This window comes from Maribacter sp. 4U21 (genome assembly GCF_002742365.1).
Lineage (GTDB): Bacteria > Bacteroidota > Bacteroidia > Flavobacteriales > Flavobacteriaceae > Maribacter.
The window spans coordinates 15,324-35,086 of sequence record NZ_MDGN01000015.1; the positions used below are offsets into that span (position 1 = coordinate 15,324).

General features: G+C 40.7%; 15 protein-coding genes and 1 tRNA gene. 7 read left to right on the plus strand and 9 right to left on the minus strand.

Features of this window, described 5'->3' with window-relative positions; genetic code table 11:
• Positions 1-70: 70 nt before the first annotated feature.
• The 6 genes from BFP77_RS02730 to BFP77_RS17440 form a co-directional block, all read right to left on the minus strand.
• A complete protein-coding gene (locus BFP77_RS02730; protein ID WP_099572543.1) occupies positions 71-772 on the minus strand; it encodes a FadR/GntR family transcriptional regulator in 702 nt (233 codons plus the stop codon).
• 224 nt (positions 773-996) lie between these two features.
• A complete protein-coding gene (locus tag BFP77_RS02735) occupies positions 997-2,313 on the minus strand; it encodes a RagB/SusD family nutrient uptake outer membrane protein (protein WP_099572544.1) in 1,317 nt (438 codons plus the stop codon).
• Positions 2,314-2,323: 10 nt separating this feature from the next.
• Positions 2,324-5,482 carry a SusC/RagA family TonB-linked outer membrane protein gene (locus BFP77_RS02740; RefSeq protein WP_099572545.1) on the minus strand — a complete coding sequence of 1,053 codons (3,159 nt, stop codon included), beginning with the start codon at positions 5,480-5,482 and terminating at the stop codon, positions 2,324-2,326.
• Positions 5,483-6,137: 655 nt separating this feature from the next.
• Entirely contained in the window at positions 6,138-6,902 is a 765-nt protein-coding gene (locus BFP77_RS02745) for an SDR family NAD(P)-dependent oxidoreductase (protein WP_099572546.1), read from the minus strand.
• 171 nt (positions 6,903-7,073) lie between these two features.
• Positions 7,074-7,451 (minus strand): cupin domain-containing protein, encoded by a 378-nt coding sequence (locus BFP77_RS02750; protein WP_099572547.1) that lies wholly within the window; start codon positions 7,449-7,451, stop codon positions 7,074-7,076.
• Between the two features lie 124 nt (positions 7,452-7,575).
• A complete protein-coding gene (locus BFP77_RS17440; RefSeq protein WP_099572548.1) occupies positions 7,576-9,630 on the minus strand; it encodes a polysaccharide lyase family 7 protein in 2,055 nt (684 codons plus the stop codon).
• A 275-nt stretch (positions 9,631-9,905) separates the two neighbouring features.
• On the opposite strand from BFP77_RS17440, the gene BFP77_RS02760 reads away from it, so the two are divergent.
• Complete coding sequence (locus BFP77_RS02760) at positions 9,906-10,850, plus strand: sugar phosphate isomerase/epimerase family protein (RefSeq protein ID WP_099572549.1); 945 nt, start codon at positions 9,906-9,908, stop codon at positions 10,848-10,850.
• Between the two features lie 6 nt (positions 10,851-10,856).
• The gene (locus BFP77_RS02765; RefSeq protein WP_099572550.1) at positions 10,857-11,570 is read left to right on the plus strand and encodes a ribonuclease activity regulator RraA; all 714 of its coding nucleotides are present in this window, start codon (positions 10,857-10,859) and stop codon (positions 11,568-11,570) included.
• 125 nt (positions 11,571-11,695) lie between these two features.
• Here the strand turns inward: BFP77_RS02765 and BFP77_RS02770 are convergent.
• A tRNA-Arg gene (locus BFP77_RS02770) sits at positions 11,696-11,769 on the minus strand.
• Between the two features lie 168 nt (positions 11,770-11,937).
• The gene (locus BFP77_RS02775) at positions 11,938-12,384 is read right to left on the minus strand and encodes a MarR family winged helix-turn-helix transcriptional regulator (protein ID WP_099572551.1); all 447 of its coding nucleotides are present in this window, start codon (positions 12,382-12,384) and stop codon (positions 11,938-11,940) included.
• A 111-nt stretch (positions 12,385-12,495) separates the two neighbouring features.
• Between BFP77_RS02775 and BFP77_RS02780 the strand changes: the two genes are divergently transcribed.
• The 5 genes from BFP77_RS02780 (at position 12,496) to BFP77_RS02800 (ending at position 18,324) form a co-directional block, all read left to right on the plus strand.
• Positions 12,496-13,581, plus strand: a complete 1,086-nt coding sequence (locus BFP77_RS02780) for a pyridoxal phosphate-dependent aminotransferase (protein WP_099572552.1) — start codon at positions 12,496-12,498, stop codon at positions 13,579-13,581.
• Between the two features lie 68 nt (positions 13,582-13,649).
• The gene (gene hppD / locus BFP77_RS02785) at positions 13,650-14,783 is read left to right on the plus strand and encodes a 4-hydroxyphenylpyruvate dioxygenase (protein WP_099572553.1); all 1,134 of its coding nucleotides are present in this window, start codon (positions 13,650-13,652) and stop codon (positions 14,781-14,783) included.
• A gap of 74 nt (positions 14,784-14,857) precedes the next feature.
• Positions 14,858-16,039: a homogentisate 1,2-dioxygenase gene (locus tag BFP77_RS02790; protein WP_099572554.1), complete on the plus strand. Its 1,182-nt coding sequence runs from the start codon at positions 14,858-14,860 to the stop codon at positions 16,037-16,039.
• An 81-nt stretch (positions 16,040-16,120) separates the two neighbouring features.
• Complete coding sequence (fahA, locus tag BFP77_RS02795; RefSeq protein WP_099572555.1) at positions 16,121-17,341, plus strand: fumarylacetoacetase; 1,221 nt, start codon at positions 16,121-16,123, stop codon at positions 17,339-17,341.
• 107 nt (positions 17,342-17,448) lie between these two features.
• A complete protein-coding gene (locus tag BFP77_RS02800) occupies positions 17,449-18,324 on the plus strand; it encodes a flavin reductase family protein (protein WP_099572556.1) in 876 nt (291 codons plus the stop codon).
• Here BFP77_RS02800 and BFP77_RS02805 read toward each other — a convergent pair.
• Positions 18,311-19,762, minus strand: coding sequence for an aldo/keto reductase (locus tag BFP77_RS02805; RefSeq protein ID WP_099572557.1), 1,452 nt, complete (start codon positions 19,760-19,762; stop codon positions 18,311-18,313). The two genes, BFP77_RS02800 and BFP77_RS02805, sit on opposite strands and share 14 nt — an antisense overlap.
• Position 19,763: the final 1 nt, after the last annotated feature.

A 19,763-nucleotide genomic window follows, 5' to 3' on the forward strand; every position in this document is an offset into this window, starting at 1 on the left:
TGTATTACTACTCTTCTTCTTTTCAACAGAAAGGATTAAAGTGCGTGATTTTTATTTCAATTTTAGTTCACTATATGTTGTAACAATACTGATATAAGGTTTTAAAATGAATCTTCATTTTTTCTTTCGCCAACTGTGGATTTTGTTCCTTAATGGCATCGAAGATTTCTTGGTGCTCTTCAATTCCTCGAAATGCCAATCCTTTGTCACACACATGATACTTTTCAAAATTGGTAATGATTTCTGGCGTGATAATTAACATGAACGTATTCATGGTGCTGTTTCCGCTTGCCTTTGCAATCGCTAAATGGAAGAGAAGATCTTCTTGCACCGCATCCTCTCCGTTAGTTACCTTTTCCGCATATGCTTCCAAGGCCATTTGCATTTGATTTAAATCTGCTCTGGTTCGCCTTTGCGCCGCTAGCCTTACCGTTTTGAGTTCCAATAATATTCTCGTTTCTACCAAGGATTTAAAGTCAGGTTCTTCCAATCTCAAAATATCCTCAATCATGCCGTTCATGGCAACTTGACCAATATCTGCCACGAAGGTTCCACTTTGAGGTTTAGAATACACCAAGCCGTAAAACTCTAATTTCTGTATTGCTTCTCGAATATTTGTTCTACTTACTCCAAATTTTTCAGAAAGCATTCTTTCCGAGGGAAGCTTATCCCCAGGTTCTAAATTTTTAAAATTCATTAAATCTCTAATCTGAGAAATAATTTTATGTTGAATTTCTTGATGTTCCCCTCTTGTTAGTATTTCTATCTTCATAAGTTCTTATAGGACATTTTAAAATTGGTTAACCAGATTGGTTTGTTAAAATTAGCCAATTTAGTTGGTCTTAAGAAAAATATCCATGCTCTAATCGTCTGTAATTAGGGGTAAAATCGTCTTGAAACATTAGCATTATTACCGGTTCTGGTTTTGAACCGGTAAAATGCCTTTTAAAAAAACTAACTCAAAACAACTTTTTTTATTCTTCAACTCCAGCTTATCTAGTAGCCCGGGTTTTGAGTAATTATACCTTCACTTGATGTTATTTCGGAGATAGGAATAGGTGCTAATAAATAGTTAGCATCTGAAAACCCTAATACCGTTTGAGCAGTACCTGTTCTCACCAAATCAAACCATCTTTGCCCTTCAAAGGCCAGCTCCAATCTTCGGTCATTTGCAATAGCTGTTCTCACGGCTGCTTGGGTAGTTGCCGTAGAATTGCCCAAACCTGCTCTGTTTCTAATTTTATTTAGTTCCGTCAAAGCCGCAGGGGTAGCACCTGTTTCGTTTAAAGCCTCCGCATATAGCAATATGACATCTGCCAATCTAATTTCTATCCAATCGTGGTCAGGACCACCGGCTTGTGGAAATTTGGGTGAAGCCATAAGTGCCTCGTCAATTGTTACCACTCTTCTTAGATCGGTTTGTCCACCTGCTTCACTTGCATCAAAAGCTGCAATCAAAGAGGGGTCTAAGGGCATTAAGGATTTAGTGTCAAGTCCGCCGGACCATGACCAAAATTCAGAGAAACCATATTCATCCGATATAGAACTTGATACTTGAGTGGCAAAAATGATTTCTGAATTTAAATCATTATCTACACCAAAAATATCGGCATAATTCTCTTGTAAGCTAACGCCTGCGGCAGCAGCTCCGTTTACAACAGCTTGTAATAAAGGTGTTGCACTACCAAAATCACCTCGGGTAACGAAGACTTTTCCTAATAAACTTTGTGCAGCTAAACTTGTAGCTCTCCCATTCGAATTTGTTGGGCTTAAAGAGGAGATAGCATCCTGCAAATCAGGGATGATTACATTATTGTATACATCATCGGCCGACTGTCTGGCCAAGTTAGAAGTATCTAGAGGATCGGGAGAAGCGGATAAGTTTACGGTTACCGCGCCGAACATCTGAACCAGTTTGAAGTAGGATAGCGCTCTCAAAAATTTTGCTTCCCCAATATCCGTAGCAGAAGTAGAATTTTCGATTACATTGTTGGCACTTAATATGGACCTGTACAGTGCAACATAAAAAGGGCGAAAGAACTGATTGTTCAAAGAACCGTCCAATAAATCGCTGTTGTACCTATCGAATGCAGGATAGGGCTCTTCCTCCATTAAGGCATTATCCGCTCTGAAATCTCCCATTACGGCCATGGGCGTTATAGAGGCATGCTGGTAGAAGTACGCAGCGTTCAGAACTCCTTCAAAATCGGTCAAAGAATCTGAAGTAGCAAGATTCGGCGGAACTTGGTCCAAATCATTATCACATGCTATTGTCAATAGCATCAATCCCAATAATAAATATATTTTTCTCATCTTTTTTCTATTAAAAATTAATGTTTAAACCAAGCGTAAAGCTTCTAACAACTGGGCTTGCACCTACCTGAACCCCTGAAGTCGTAGGGCCTAGATAACCACCATTTGTTCTTTCTATACCTTCCGGGTTAAAAGATGTATAATCATCTCCCCAGATATACAGTAGATTGGTCGAGGCCAAAAATAATCTAGCGGAACTAATACCTGCCTTACTGGTTAAATCCGAAGCGAAAGTGTAGCCAATGGTTAAATTCCTCAGCGCTAAATAGGACGCATCTTGAATAGGAGAATCCGTTTGGTCCCTTGCTCGGGTATAAAACTCTCCGGTAGCATCGGCAATACCATCATCATTGGCATCAAAACTATCTCTTAGTCTTCCTCCAAATTGTGATTGCCAATATAAAGGGTCTACATTAAAGACTTCTGCTCCTTGAGCTCCTTGAAATTGGAACGACAGGTCAAACTCCTTATAGCGCATCTGACCATTAAGACCCCAATAGTAATCAGGTGTGTTCTGTCCTATTTTAACGTAGTCGTCCCGGTTGATTTCGCCGTCGCCATTTTGATCTACAACGTAGTACTCGCCACTATCCGCACCTAAGGTTCTTGTAGGGTCTTCAATATGTATAGACTCTACTTGCCTTATGGTCTCTAATCCCCACATTTCTCCGATTTCGCCACCTACACGGTTTCTAAATTCAGGACCTCTACCGCTCTGACCATAAATAGTTGGTGGTAGTTCATCAAGACCGTCAAGGTCTTTAATTTCTGTGTTTACGGTAGATATGTTGGCACTCATGTTCCAAGTGAAATCTTTGTTCTGAATTAAGCTCGCACCTAACTCAAGTTCTAAACCAGAACTTTCTATATCACCGGCATTTACAGTTACAGAAGGGGTACCGTTAACTTCTGAAACACTTCTTCCCAATAGGATGTTTTCAACATTAGATGTGTAGTAATCTACACCTAGGGTAAAGCGATTATTAAAGAAACCTAAATCAGCTCCGTAGTTCGTTTCAGTATTGGTCTGCCAAGTTAAGTTCGGGTTGGCTATATTGTCCGATATCAAAAACCCGTTTCCTATTACCGTAGGTGCAGGGTTAAGTAGACTTAAGGCATCATAGGATCCTAGGAAAGAGGTCGTACCCAAGGAACCTGTACTAAATCTGAGTTTTAATCGACTCAATCCCTCACTGTCCGCCAAGAAAGACTCGTTATGTATGTTCCAACCTAAAGAAAGTGCAGGGAACGTTTCAAACCTGTTGTTAGCACCAAAACGAGAATCACCATCCCTTCTTAGGGAAGCGGATAACAAATAGCGATTATCGAAGGCATACGTTATTCTTCCGAAAACACTTCTTCTCGAAACGGTCTCATCACGCTCTGTAACTATAATGTCCGCGGGATCGAACAGGTTGTAGTTCTGAATATCGCCAAAGGGTACATTATTACCTTCTACCGCTGTGGCTATGATCCTGAAATCTTGAAATTCGAGACCTAGTACGGCAGAGATTTCATGTTTGCCAAACGTTTTGGCAAAGTTCAAGGTGGTTTCGCTCAAGACCGAGGTTCTTTTCGTGTCAGTTTGATCTAAATTGGTTTGGTTGGTACGCGCTCTAGAATCGGCCTCAAGTCCTCTATAGTAAAAATCTTGCGTATCTATAATATCCGCACCTAAAACGGTTTTTATGTTAAGACCGTCGAAGAGATTGTACTGTAAGTAAGATGAGACATTGGCAAAATACGTTCTTTGCGTACGCTCTTGGTTGTCCAGTTTCGTTGCGGGACCTGCATCACCAGAACCTCCGATTCCGTTACCTGATCTTCCGTAATGCCAATCCTGCGCAGTATCACCGGGTTGTAGCGTAAAAATACTATTGTTAAAAGGAGCATCGCCTCCTCTGTAGCCATCATCGAACGGTGCTAGACCTAGAGCGATTGCCTGAGAATTAAGTTGTTGAACAAAGGCAATGGACTCTTCTGTATGGTAAACAGGATGCACACCATATGCTCTTAAAAGGTCTCTTTGGTCATGAGCTAATATTTCTCTATCAGAAGTAAACCCATTGAAGCTTAATCCCGTTTTTAACTTGTTACCCAATTTAGCGTCAATGTTCATACGTGCGTTGATTCTTTCGAAACCTTGCGTTCGTGCAATACCTTTAGTATTTAGATAACCCAAAGAAGCAAAGTAATTTACATCTTCAGTACCGCCACTTAAGCTGAAGTCATGATTGGTGCTTGTCCCCGTTTGAAAAAGCCACTCTTCCGGACTAATAGCTCCCGGTGAATTTCTGTAGGCATTTATTCTATAATCAACTAAAGCTGGGTCTACCTCAGAGACGTCAAAACTTCCGTTTGCGATATTCCTCTCAATGGTATCGGCCCATTCACTGGCATTTAAAAGAAGATTGTCTTTTTGATATTTATTGGAGATGCTAGTGTAAGCGTTGTAGCTAAAACTTACTTTGCCCATTTTTCCTTTCTTAGTGGTGACCAAAATAACACCGTTGGCTCCTCTAGATCCATAAATGGCGGCTGAAGCGGCATCTTTTAATACCTCCAAACTTTGAATGTCGTTGGGGTTAACCGTGGCTAAACTTCCTGAAATAGGATACCCGTCTACAACAATTAGAGGATTTGAGTCTCCGGAGATAGAGGACGCTGCCCTAATTTGAATCTTTGGATCTTCACCAGGCTCACCACTTTGATTCTGTATTAATACACCTGCTAATTTACCCGCTAGTGCGTCATCAACACGAGCCGCTTGTATTGCTGCGACTTCAGCTCCTCCTACCTTGGCAACCGCACCGGTAAGATTGGACCTTTTCTGAGTACCATAACCTACTACTACAACCTCATCTAGTTGTGCAGAGTCTTCTATTAAGGTGACGTTAATAGTTGTTTGTCCTGTCACATCTATACGTTGTGCTATGAATCCGATGGAAGAAAATTCCAAAATTTCACCGTTACTAACAGTGATGGAGTAATTTCCATCAAAATCCGCGGAAGTTCCTCTAGTAGTGTTCACCACTAAAATAGAAGCTCCTGGAACTGGTACGTTCGCTTCATCCAGTACAGTACCTGATATACTGTACGTGTCTTGCGCAAACAGTTGAATGTTGACGAGCAACATTGCAATCATAAAGAGTTTTAATTTAAATTTCATTTGTGTCTGATTAAGTTAGTACTGTTGAATTGGTTGATAACATATTTATTATCAACACCTTAATGTGATTTATGGGTCACATCGAAATCTTCAATTTACTACTACACATCCTTTCATTTTGCGTCAATGAAATTCCTATTTTTGTAGGAAATGTGTTTGTAGTAATGTTTACATGTTTTTCGTATTACTTCCCTTAGAAATGAAGTAATCATTTTACTAAAAGGATGGGTCCGTGCCCGTCCTTTTTTATGAGATTATCTTAGCGTTCCATAGTTTTTTTTAGTTAGGTTAATACTGTTAGTTTTAATTAGTTCAAATTGGTTTTCCATACTGGTTAACCAATTTGGTTTACCAAATATATGTTATTAGTTTGTTAAATAAAAATTAATTTTCAATTTTATATTTTTTGCGAATTAGGCATTAAAAATCTGATTTACAGATTATTGAAGTTTGATTTCGGTAATTTTCCCTGTTCATGGGACATCCTTTTAATAATATTCTTATGTGCTCTGGATACCCATGGCATATTTTCGATGCAGCTCACTTAGCTCAGAAATTCAGTTTTGAACATCCCCGTTTCCTTTAAATGGTACCATGTGCTTTCTGCATAGGCAGGGTAATGCGCCCTTAATCCGTACCTAATCTTTTTTTATAATTACATATTGTAAACACCACCATTGATATCTAAGGTAGCCCCGGTGATAAAGCCGTCAAATTCGGACGCAAGATATACAACTGCTCTTGCTACATCGTCCGCATTACCCGGTCTTTGAATTGGAATACTTGCTGTAGTTGCCGCTGCCGACTCTTTTGTGGTATGTGTATTATGAAAGGAAGTTCCGAGTATTAAACCCGGTGCGACCGCATTAACACGAGTACCTTGAGCACCTAATTCTGCAGATAGCGCTCGTGTAAATGTGAGAATTGCACCTTTGCTCGTAGCATATGCCAATGATCCGGGATGTCCTCCTTTTCGACCGGCAAGTGATGCCAAGTTAACGATGCTACTATGTTCATTTTTTCCTAGGTGTTGGGATGCAGCACGAGTAACGAACATCATAGAAGTAAGATTAATATCCATTACTTTATGCCAGAACTCAGCCTCCATTTCAGTGAGCATTTTACGCGCAACTAATGATCCTGCATTGTTGATTAGTATATCTAAACTGCCAAGTGCCTCAACGGTTTTCTCAACGAGTTGATGCGCTTCAGCCTTCTTAGTCAAATCACCACCAACCGTAATCGCATTTTGTCCTTTAGTCTTCGCATATTTCATCAATTCATTAGCAGTATCTGCGCTAGAAAAGTAGTGTATGGCAACGTTAGCTCCGCTATCTATGAAGTGTTTGGTTATAGACTTCCCAATTCCTTGTGCGCCGGCAGTAATTAGTACGTTCTTTCCAGATAGTTTGTTTTTCATGATATTAAATAATAAGAAACGAATTCTTTATTCGATATTAATTCTTTTAACATACCGTTGCATAAGGACCTTTGTGCTTTTCTTATCCCTTACGCGAAGTGCAGTTTTGTAGTGAACAACTTGAAGCTTGCCTCTGCTATTGGGAGCGTCGCTGATGTATACCTTATTTTTTTACGATTGTTTATCTCCAAAGTAGGATACTGCGTCACCACTTAAGAAATCTTCCCTTACCGGACTAAACGTGTCAATAAGCATTCCCTCTTCCAGGCAGATTGCGCTGTGTAATAGGTTAGGTTCAATATAGACGCCATCTCCTGCCTCTACTATTTTCTTTTCACCATCGATTTCAAATTCGAACTTACCTGAAACACAAAAGGTGGCTTGTGTATGAAAGTGTTGATGTGGGGCCCCTAAGGCACCTTTTTCAAATTTGACTTTTACCATCATAATCTGGTTATCATAACCCAGGAATTTTCTAGATACCCCTCCACCGAGCTCTTCCCATTCTACCTCTTTTGAGATGATGTATTTTTCGCTATATCGTTTCATTTTCTTCTTGATTAATTTTAAAAGTGACTGATTAACTCGACAATCGATATTTATATCGCTACGCTTGCGTTGCAATGAATATTGGCTTTACTTCTATACCCTTTTGGGCCTGCTCCGAAATAATTTACTTATTTGGCACACCCGGCCCAACGGTGGCTTCTCTAAACCAAACTTCGGTATAACAACCATTTTCATATTGTTTGGTGATGTCTCCTCCGTAGGTTTCCGCTCCCGCGCACCATACCCTATTGGTATCCGGACTTTTTCCATTGGTTTGGTTATAGGCTCCTTGTTTAAAGTAACCCAATTCGCCACCATATGCCTTTGCTCTTTCTGTCCCGTTCTGTCCTATGGGCACGAATAATCGTTTTACTTGGTCTGGTATATCCGAAGGAGAAACATATTCGGAAATCAATAAATTTTTAGTAAAGGTTTTTGTTTCGTGACCTTCACTCTCAAAAGTAAGATACATTATGCCCATATACACATTAATTTCATAACTGAACTCTTCTCCCAATTCTATGCCGTCCGTAGGCTCGGCAGGATAGTCCTCTTTATCTTTTCCAATGACCGACATGTCATTACCCCACACGGCTGTGGAAAAATCCCATCTGCCGGAATTATCATCACCTGCAGTATTGATTTCATAGTTCCAGAACACGGACCCCTTTGTTTGACCAGGGAATTTCTTGTAGAAGATTTTTATAGGTTCGTTTTCATGCCCTTCGCCACTATGTATCTGTCCCACCACGGTAGAATAAGAGGCGGCTACCCTGGCGTCACCAGAAACGGAGACCTGCATTACCTTGCAGGTGCCGGTCAATTTACCTCCTTCCTCAGGCGTCCACTCCCTTTTCTCGTGCAATTCCGTTCTTGTATTGCTAGAGTTTTTCGAAGTTATTCCGGAGTTAGGCGTTTTATAAACTACCCAACGACGGGTACCGTCTATGACCGTGTAGAAAAAATCTTTATGCTCATAACCTACTAAATTTTCCTCTTTGATACCATTTCCTAAAAGGATTTTAAATTTATTCATAAAGGGAATTACCTCGCTCGGATAAACTGTTTTTGCACTTAATCCATCGTTTGCCTCAAAATAGCCTGCATTGGAAATAGCATCATCCGGAATAGTGATATTGGCCGATTTAAACCAGACTTCGGCATAGTTGCCGTCCGCATATTGCTTTTGTAGGTCACCGCCATGGGTCTCGGCACCAGAACACCATACTTTATTGACTTTAGGGTCTTTGCCGTTGGTTTGATTATATGTACCCAATTTAAAAAAGAGCCCCTCGCCCTGATAAGCATTTTGGCGTTCTATACCATCTTGCCCTATAGGAACAAAAAGAGTCTTTACCTGTTCAGGTATATTGGAGCGTTTCGCATAATCTGAAACAATAAGGTTTTTTGCAAAAGTTTTGGTTTCGTGGCCGTCACTGGTGAAAGTAAGGTGCATCATTCCTTCTTTTATTTCTACACTGTAACTAAACTCTTCTCCTAATGCAATACCATCTTCCGGTTCTGGGGGAAAGGTGTTTTCATCGGAGCCAACGACTGAAAAATCATAACCCCAAATAGGATAGGAATAATCCCAACGCTGCGAATTATCTTCACCAGCGGTATTAATTTCATAGTTCCAGAAAACGGATCCTTTGGTATGACCAGGAAATTTTTTGTAAAATATTTTGAGGGGTTCGTTCTCGTGGCCATCCGCACTGTGAATTTGGCCGACTACCACAGAATGCGTGGATGCAACACGAGCGTCTCCTGTCGTAGAAACATTCATTACCTTAAGTGTAGCGTTCATTTTAGCAGAGGTCATGGGTGTCCACTTCTTCAGTTGAGCTAGTTCTGTTCTTGTGTTGTTGGAAGTGCCGTGCGTATTTCCCGCATTGGGCGACTTAAATACGACCCAATTGCCATTTTCATCGGTCGAAGTGTAAAAAAAATCTTTGTTTTCAAAGTCGACCGCTGGGCCCGCATTAGTTCCATCGCCTAAAATCAAGTTCCAATGTTCAAAGAAAGGTATCACGTCGTTTGCTTTGATAGTTGTTGATGAAAGGTCTTTTAAATGTTCGGGGGTTTTCTTGTTGCCACCGTTGCAACAAGTGAACAGTACGATAATACCTATGAGATAAGGAAAGACTTTATTTAAAGATTGCGCTGTTTCTTGGTTCATGTTGTTCCGTTGTATTTAGTTGTTGCCGTCATTATGTAATCCCTAAGTAATTTTAATTATTTAGAATAAGTACTATACCCGTAAAGTTAAAATTTTATTGAGACCGTTTTCTATGGATCTGTTTTTATAAAAAAACGAAAACATGAAAATTCAATAAAATTGGTTAACCAGTTTGGTTTACCAAAAATACATATATTTGTAAGACTCACAAATTTTTAACTTATTTTGCCTTGATTAAACAAAAACTTAGTAGAAATGAAAGCGCGCGAAACAGTATGTCCAGAAGAAATTTCACCAAGTTGTCCGCCATAGTCACAGCAGGTGTTCCACTTATGGGATTCAGTAATACGCTCCATAATCTGACCTCGAAAGCCAGCGATGCTATTCAAGTGAATTTATTTTCCAAGCATTTACAGTTCTTAGATTACGATGAGATGTCTGCGGCAGCTGCCGATATGGGATTTAACGGTCTGGATTTGACCGTTAGGCCCAAAGGACACGTATGGCCAGAAAAGGTAGTTGCTGATTTGCCTAAAGCTGTAGCCGCCATGAAAAAGTATGGGTTACGGCCTCAGCTCATGACCACCAATGTTTGGGATAGTAGTAGTGCAGTGCATAAAACGGTGCTAGAAACAGCCAGTAATTTAGGTTTTACCCATTACCGTACAGATTGGTTAAAATATGATGAGCATAAAAATTTAAAGGACAGTCAGCGTTTGTTCGGGGAGCAGGCCAAGGCCTTAGAGTTGGTCAACAAGCGTTTTGGCATCGTAGGCTGTTACCAGAACCATGCAGGTAAGAATGTAGGAGCTCCCATATGGGATTTATCCACGATTCTTTCTGCAACAGCTAATGAATTTATGGGGTGCCAGTATGATATAAGACATGCCGTAGTAGAAGGCGGAACTAGTTGGGAACTTGGCCTAAGACTAATTAAACCCTACGTTAAATCCATCGTAATTAAAGATTTTAAATGGGCTAAGGTTAATGGTAAATGGAAACCTGTACATGTACCACTAGGAGAGGGGATGGTTGATTTTAATCGTTATTTTTCGTTATTGAAAGCATACGATATACAGGTGCCTGTTTCATTGCATGTAGAGCACGATTTGGGCGGTGCAGAGCGCGGCGCATCCACAATAAATATTTCAAAAAAGGAAGTCTTTTTGCGTGTAAAGAAAGACTTGAATTTCTTAAAAGAGGCATGGAAAAAAGCATAGCGAGATATGAGTAAATTATCTAAAACAAATAGAGAAAAGCTTAGGTTTATTAGCACGGCTACCGTAGCTACGTTTTTATTCAAGAAAGGGTTAAAAAATCAATTCATACAAAACGTTGTTCCGCTTAAAAAAGGAAGACCTACCATGGTTGGAGATGCTTTTACCCTTCGGTACATACCCGCCCGAGAAGATTTAAATACAATAACAGTTTTTAAAGACCCTGACCATCCGCAACGTGTAGCTGTAGAAACATGTCCTGAAGGTGCCGTTCTTGTTATTGATAGTAGGAAAAATGCGCGTGCGGCCTCCGCGGGTTCTATATTGGCAACACGTTTAATGAAACGTGGCGTTGCCGGTATTGTAACCGATGGGGGTTTTCGTGATTCCGCTGAGATTGCCGATTTGGATTTTTCCGCTTATCACAACAGTCCTTCGGCGCCAACAAATTTAACCTTGCACCAAGCCATAGCTATAAATGAGCCCATAGGATGTGGAGATGTTGCGGTTTTTCCGAAAGATATTATTTTAGGTGATGATGATGGTGTCATGGTTATTCCCGCTCATTTAATTGATGAAGTGGTCCAAGAATGTTCAAAGATGACCTTATATGAGGAATTTGTGATGGAGCAAGTTCAAAACGGAAAAACCATTGTTGGGCTCTATCCGCTTACGGATGATGCTATCGGAAATCAGTTTGAAATATGGAAGAAATCAAGATAATCCACAGTCAAGTTTTGTAATTAATGCAAGATATAGCGAGCTAAGGCTTACTTCATAGTTACAGATGCCCTACGGATTGGCCATAAAAAAACCCTAAAGATGTAGGGTCTTTAAGGTATTTTTTGTGATCGCAGGAGGATTCGAACCTCCGACCGTCTGCTTAGAAGGCAGATGCTCTATCCAGCTGAGCTATGCGACCCTAACATTTGAAACGGTTTTTCAAATGTGGGTGCAAATCTACTAAATTTTATATAGCTGTAAAACCAAAATAGCTAAAAGATGCTATAAAAAACGACACGTTTCTTATAGCGTACTCATTTTATGGACTAAAGGAACATTACGCTAATTTCCAACTGCCCTTAAGTACTTATCTATTAGCTTCATATTGGTCATAGTTTTCCCAAATCTGGTCCAAAACTTTAAGGAATATATCAAATTCGTAATCACTGATATCCTTAATGCTTATTTTACGAATATCCTTTATCAGTGGCATTACTTTATCCATGAGGTTCTTACCAGCATCGGTCATTAAAAGTCTGTAACGCTTTTGATCATTTCCAAAACGCGTTTTCTCTAAAAGACCCTTTTTACAAAGTCCACGGATAACTCTAGAGGTTGTTGCCCTGTTCCTAAAGTTGGTATTGCTTATTTCTGCTTGGGAGGCACCCGGCCCCAAAAGATGCACCCTGCGCAAAATAACCCATTGCTCAATGGTGAGATCAATATCGTTTTCGATAAAAGTTCTCAAGAAAGTATGCTGTACTTTTTTAAGGGTACGGTCAAGATACACTCCAAAACCTTCTGTTGTGTCCATAGATAAAATCGTTGTAGTTCTCAAAAGTAAGCAGAAAATATAAAATAATGTTGTTAATGCAACAATAATGAAAAAATGCATTACTTTTGACTACTAAGGTTTAAGAGAATTATGTACAAATCCTATATTCAAGAAGATAGCACCTACAAGGGCGGAGGCAAAAAAATAGTGATGCCCGAGGGTATTGAGGTACACAAGTTGTCATCGAATGAAAATCCGTTAGGTTTTTCCCAAAAAGCAAGCCTTGCAATCACCAACGCGCTGAATGATTTGAGCCTGTATCCCGACAATACGGATATAAGGTTGCGAGAAGCCCTGTCCAAGGATTTTGAGGGGAAATTAGCTCCCGACCATTTTGTTACGGCAAATAGCGGTTCTGAAATCATAGATATTATCTCAAAGGTGTTTTTGTCAGAAGGCGATGAAGTCATCGTATCGCAACCTTGCTTTTTGCCCTATACGGCCTTTACGCGTTGGATGGGTGCCAAAGCTATTAATGTGCCGATGACACCGGACTATGACTACAATCTAGAGGGTATTTTAAAAGCAATTACCAAGAAGACAAAACTGGTGTTTTTGGCTTCGCCGAATAACCCCTCCGGTAACCACATTCCCCGTCATGTTCTAGCCGATTTTTTTTCGCGATTACCTAAAGAAATTATAGTTGTTTATGACGAGGTTTACCGACATTTTGCGGTAGCGTCGGATTATACATCGGCATTGCCATTTGTGTTCGAGGGCCATAATATTATTGCTGTAAATAGCTTTTCAAAAACCTATGGCTTGGCAGGTTTGCGCGTTGGGTATTGCTATGCTCCTTTAGCGCTGAGCAACTATATTCGAAAAGTCTGTAAACCCTTCTTATTGTCCTCCTTGGCATTGGAAGGGGCCATTGCCGCTCTGGAAGATGTAGATTTTGTACAACGTACCGTGGAATTGGTTCGTGTAGAAAGGGAGTTTGTTTTGGAAGGTCTACGGGAGCTTGGCATAAAATTTTGGCCTACCGAAGGAAATTTTGTGATGATAGACCCACCCATAGCTGACATGGAGTTTACAAAATTTATGGAAGAAAGGGGAATCATGGTGAGGCCTGTAGGCGTGTTTGGTGCTCCAGGAAAGGTGAGGATATCTTTTGGAGTCCGAAAGGCAAATGAAGCGATGTTGGCAGTTCTGAAGGAGCTGTTAAATAATAGATAAGATTAAGAACAAAACAATTTTTTTAATATATTTGTTGCATATGCAACAATAAACAGAAAGAAATAATTATGGATACGACAGCTTTACCAAAATTGCATGAAGATGCCAAGGATTTTATGCCTATCAATGGCACCGACTACATTGAGTTGTACGTGGGTAATTCCAAACAAGCAGCGCACTTCTATAAAACGGCTTTTGGCTTTCAATCGTACGCCTATGCCGGATTACAAACGGGATTAAAGGACCGCGAAAGTTATGTGGTAGTTCAGGATAAGATACGGTTGGTATTAACTTCGCCATTAAAGAGTGGTACCGAGATCGGTAAGCATATTGATCGGCACGGTGATGGGGTTAAAGTGGTGGCACTTTGGGTAGACGATGCTACTTATGCGTATGAAACAGCGGTAAGCAAAGGTGCTAAATCCTACATGGAGCCGGTTACCGAAGAAGATGAAGAAGGTAAAGTAGTGCGTGCAGGTATTTATACCTATGGAGAAACGGTTCATATTTTTGTAGAGCGTAAAGATTACAAGGGAACCTTTTTACCGGGATATACGAAATGGGAAACGCCAGACTATAATCCAGCGCCAACAGGGTTAAAGTATGTAGACCATATGGTGGGTAATGTAGATTGGGATAGGATGAACTATTGGGTGGAGTTCTATGAGAAGGCAATGGGTTTTGTAAATATCCTTTCTTTTGACGATAATGATATTTCTACCGAATATACGGCCTTAATGAGTAAGGTGATGAGTAATGGTAATGGACGAATAAAATTCCCGATCAATGAACCTGCGGAAGGAGCTAAAAAATCTCAAGTAGAGGAATATTTGGATTTTTATGAAGGTGAAGGTGTTCAGCATATTGCCGTTGCAACGGACGATATTATCCAAACGGTACGCGATTTAAAGAGTAGGGGTATAGAATTTTTGACAATCCCCGATACCTATTATGATGCGGTTACAGACCGAGTCGGTAAAATAGACGAGGATATTGCACCGTTAAAAGAGCTTGGGATTTTGGTGGATAGGGACGATGAAGGATACCTGCTACAGATTTTCACCAGACCCATAGAGCCAAGACCGACCATGTTCTTTGAAATTATTCAAAGAAAAGGAGCGCAGTCATTTGGAAAAGGTAACTTTAAAGCATTGTTCGAAGCCATTGAACTAGAACAACAATTAAGAGGTACATTACATTAATTAAGTTAGGATTGCTGCATACAGGACTAGGTTCTAAATTCAGCATTACTAACCATAACGCATAAGTTAAAATCATGCCCATATATCATAAATTAGGAAAGTTTCCGCCAAAAAGACATACTCAATTTGAGAAACCAAGTGGAGGTTTATATTATGAGCAATTATTCGGGACTATTGGTTTTGATGGGATGTCATCGCTACTTTATCATGTTCATAGGCCCACACAGGTAAAGGAGATTGGTGAGGCCATTGATATGAGCCCAAAAATAGCCGAAGCAAAGCACATAAAATCCAGAAAGCTAATAGGTTTTGATGTTGCTCCAAAAGATGATTTTTTAGAATCCAGAGAACCTATGCTTGTCAATAATGACGTTCAAATTGGGCTGGCAGCTCCTAAAAAATCGATGACCGAATATTTCTACAAAAATTCGGATGCTGATGAGATGTTGTTCATCCACAAAGGCACGGGAACATTAAAAACCTTTTTAGGCAATATACCTTTCGAATACGGAGATTATCTGATAATTCCTCGCGGGATGATTTATCAAATTGAATTTGATACCGAAGAGAACCGCATACTGTACGCTGAATCCTTTCATCCCATTTATACTCCAAAACGCTATCGCAATTGGTTTGGGCAATTATTAGAACATTCTCCATTTTGCGAGCGCGATTACAAACTACCGCAAGACTTACAGACACATGACGAAAAAGGTGAGTTTCTTATGAAAATCAAGAAACAGGGCATGTTGCACCATCTTGTATATGCAACACATCCTTTCGATGTAGTAGGGTGGGATGGTTATAACTATCCCTACGGATTTTCTATACATAATTTTGAACCCATTACAGGTAGGGTGCATCAACCGCCACCAGTACATCAGACGTTTGAAACAAGCGCTTTTGTGATATGTTCCTTCTGTCCACGTTTATACGATTATCATCCAAAATCCATACCAGCACCATACAACCATTCCAATATAGATTCTGACGAAATGTTGTATTATGTTGACGGGGATTTTATGAGTAGAACGGGCATTGGTCCAGGTTATATTTCGCTGCATCCCGCAGGTATTCCGCACGGACCACACCCCGGAACTTATGAGGCCAGTATTGGTAAAACGAAGACCGAGGAACTCGCGGTAATGATTGATACCTTTAAACCACTGCAGCTTACCGAAAATGCAATGAAGATCGATGATGGTAAATATTACAAATCTTGGTTAGAAGATCCTTCTGATTCCCAAAAAGGGTGAGAACAAATGAAACAAGAACTTAGAAACAAGATATAGGACAAACGTCCTTATACTTATTTATTATTTCCAGACACTGATAAAATGATTGTACACATACCTGAAAATTCAGATTTTTCCATATATAATATTCCTTTTGGGATTTTTTCTACAACTGATAGAAGTCCAAGAGCGGGAGTTGCCATAGGCGAGCATATTTTAGATTTGGTCGCTGTGGCGGAATTAGAGGTCTTTGACTTTAACACTGCGGTGCTTGAAAAAAACACGCTCAACGATTTTATAGATTTGGGCAAGCCTATTACCAATAAGGTAAGGACCGATATTCAGGCTTGGTTAAAAGACGATACTTCGGTATTGGCAGGAAGGCCAGAACTTTTTGTTAAGCAGTCAGAAGCACAAATGCACCTGCCGGTTTCCATAGGAGACTATACCGATTTCTATTCCAGTATAGAACATGCTACAAATGTTGGAAAAATGTTCCGCGACCCGGAAAACGCTTTACTTCCGAACTGGAGACACATTCCCGTAGGTTATCACGGTAGGGCAAGCTCTATTATGGTAAGCGATGTCGCGGTGCATAGACCAAAAGGGCAAACCATTCCCAATGGTGCGGACCAACCTATTTTTGGTCCCTCGGCACGCGTAGATTTTGAATTGGAAATGGGTTTTATCACCGGAAAAAATACCAAGCTCGGTTCCTCGGTTTCCACCTCGGAGGCAGATGATTATATCTTCGGATTGGTTTTATTGAACGACTGGTCCGCACGTGATATCCAAAAATGGGAATATGTACCGCTAGGGCCTTTCTTGGCTAAAAATTTTGCTTCACACATTTCACCATGGATCGTTACACTTGAGGCTTTGGAGCCTTTTAAGGTTGCTGGACCAAAACAAGAACCTGAAGTACTGCCTTATCTACAGTATAACGGGCAGAAGAATTATGATGTTAATTTATCTGTCAGCATTACCCCGGAAGGGAGTGAAGAAAAAACGGTCTGTAATTCTAATCTTAAATACATGTATTGGAATATGGCGCAACAATTGGCACACCATACCGTAAATGGATGTAATATAAAGGTCGGTGACCTATACGGTTCCGGTACTATTTCTGGAAAAGATGAAAACTCCTATGGTTCTATGCTAGAATTGGCTTGGATGGGCACTAAACCATTGAAAATGAACGATGGTTCCGAACGTAAATTCATAAATGATGGGGATACGGTGACCATGCGCGGTTTTGCGGAGAAAGAAGGTAAGCGTGTAGGCTTTGGAGCGGTAAGTGCCAAAATACTGCCAGCAAATTAAAATAACAGCAACCTCCTAAAAAAAGGGGGATACTAAGTGAGGTGTTTTCAGTAGAATTTTACAATAGAAAAACAAATTAGCACTTAGACGCGAATGAAATAAATATAATGATTAAGACCATAGATCCAAAAGCAATTTCTCAACCGGAGCTACACGGATATTTACTTTCCGCAGTGGCACCAAGGCCAATTTGTTTTGCCAGTACCATTGATGCGGAGGGTAGGGTGAATTTAAGTCCTTTTAGCTTCTTCAATGTTTTTAGTTCCAATCCGCCGATACTCATATTCTCCCCCGCACGCAGCGGTAGGGACGGTAGTTTAAAACATTCCCATCAGAATGTAAAAGAAGTGCCAGAAGTAGTCATTAACATCGTAAATTATCCTATTGTAGAGCAAATGTCCTTATCCAGTACGGCCTACGATAAAGGCGTAAACGAGTTCGTAAAAGCGGGACTTACTCAGGTGCAGAGCGAAAAAGTAAAACCTCCCCGTGTTGGTGAAGCACCAGTGGCACTAGAATGTACGGTTACCGAAGTAATTGAGTTGGCGGATACGCCTGGGGCAGGAAATTTGATTTTAGCCAAAGTGGAGCTCATCCACATCAATAAAGAATATTTAACGGACGACAAGTTAGATACCCAAAAGCTGGATTTGGTAGGTAGAATGGGCGAAAGTTGGTATACACGGGCAAGTGGCACAGCACTTTTTGAAATTCCCAAGCCCATACGGACAAAAGGTATCGGAGTGGACCAACTTCCGGCATCCGTTCGGGAAAGTGAAATTCTTACGGGAAATAACTTGGGACGTTTGGGTAATTTGGAACGTGTGCCAACCGCATCGGAAATAGATGACATTCTTACGGATAAGGAGGTTAAAGCGAAACTTTCTGATGGTGACAAGGCAAAAGTTCATCAATTGGCCAAATCATGGTTAGAGAAAGGTAGGACGCAAGATGCTTTATCCTTACTTTTTAGTTTTGAATAATGGCCTCGGCTTCAATCTCTACCAGATAACCCTCACCCACTAACTTCGCTTCCACTAAAGTATTGGCAGGATTTATGTTTTTAAAGCGTTCGCCGTGTGCGCGGGCAACGGGTTCCCAATCATCTATGTTGCGAACGAATATCCGCGTACGCACTACACTTTCCAAGGTTGTTTCAAAGGTCTGTAGTACTGCTTCTATTTTATCGATGACAAAATGTGCCTGTGCTGCTGCATCCCCTCCGCCAATCTTACGCGAACCATGGGTGGCCGTTGTGCCAGAAATGTAAATACGGTTGTCTTGTTTTACGGCACGGCAATATCCAGCAAAGGACTCCCATTCGGTCCCGCTGAAAATTTGTTCTCTGGATTCACTTGACTTATTGATTGTAAACGGTTTAGGTATTTTTTCTAAATGATGGCTCAAGTCTCCCGAGGCCGTTAAGAAAGGAGGTTTTCTATATTCATCTCCACAGTTGCCAGGAATGGGCAGCAGCATTTTTTGGGCCTCTTTTATCGTGTTAATATCCTCTGCTGAAAGGTCTATGGCTAGTATCTTCTTATTATCCTGAATATGGTTTCGTTCTCCCAATCTGGCACCAACGATAACCGCCGCTACTTTAGGATTTTCCAAAATATATCGGCTTGCGATATTTGCTACGGATACGCCATGTCTATCCGCTACTTTTTTTGTGGCACTAAGCACATTTTGATAGTTGGCCCATCCGCCTGCGGCATCAATAAAACGTTTGTATTTCATTTGGGACCACGTTGTCAATTCGGTTTCGGTAGGTTCATCTTTGTTCAACCATTTATCGGTTAGAAATCCGCCCGCCAAGGTGCCGAACGCTAACAACTTAACATCGTACTCCGTGCAAACATCTGTCATTTCTGTGGCAGCCCTTTGGTCAAGTAAAGAATGGCAGATTTGATTACTCACAATAGGGATTCCGCTAGCGCAGGCAATTCGTAAATGGGCAGCATCAAAATTGGTAACACCGATATGTTTTATAAGACCTTCTTCCTGTAATTGTTTTAAATGAAAGAGTCCGTCTAACCAACTTGGGTCGGGATAGTTCCATGCATGAAACTGCATCAGGTCCACGCTCGTTTGTTGCATACGGTCTAAGGCTTTTTGTGTTGCGGTTCTTACATCGGCTAAAGTGATATCTCCCGGTTCTGGCACCCATTTGGTAAACAACTGTACCTGATTTCCCAGCGGATTGTTATTTTTGAAAGTTCCGGTTATAATCTCGCTAGAGCCATAATGGTCGGCCATATCAAAAGTGGTAAATCCGTCGACCACGTATGGTTCCATAAAGGCAGCAGTCGCCACCGGATCTAGGGTTTTTCCATCACGTTCCATATCGGCTATTTGCCAAAGACCGGTAATGATTCTGGAAATTTCTAAATTCTTCGCAAGGTGAATTTTAGCTGTCATA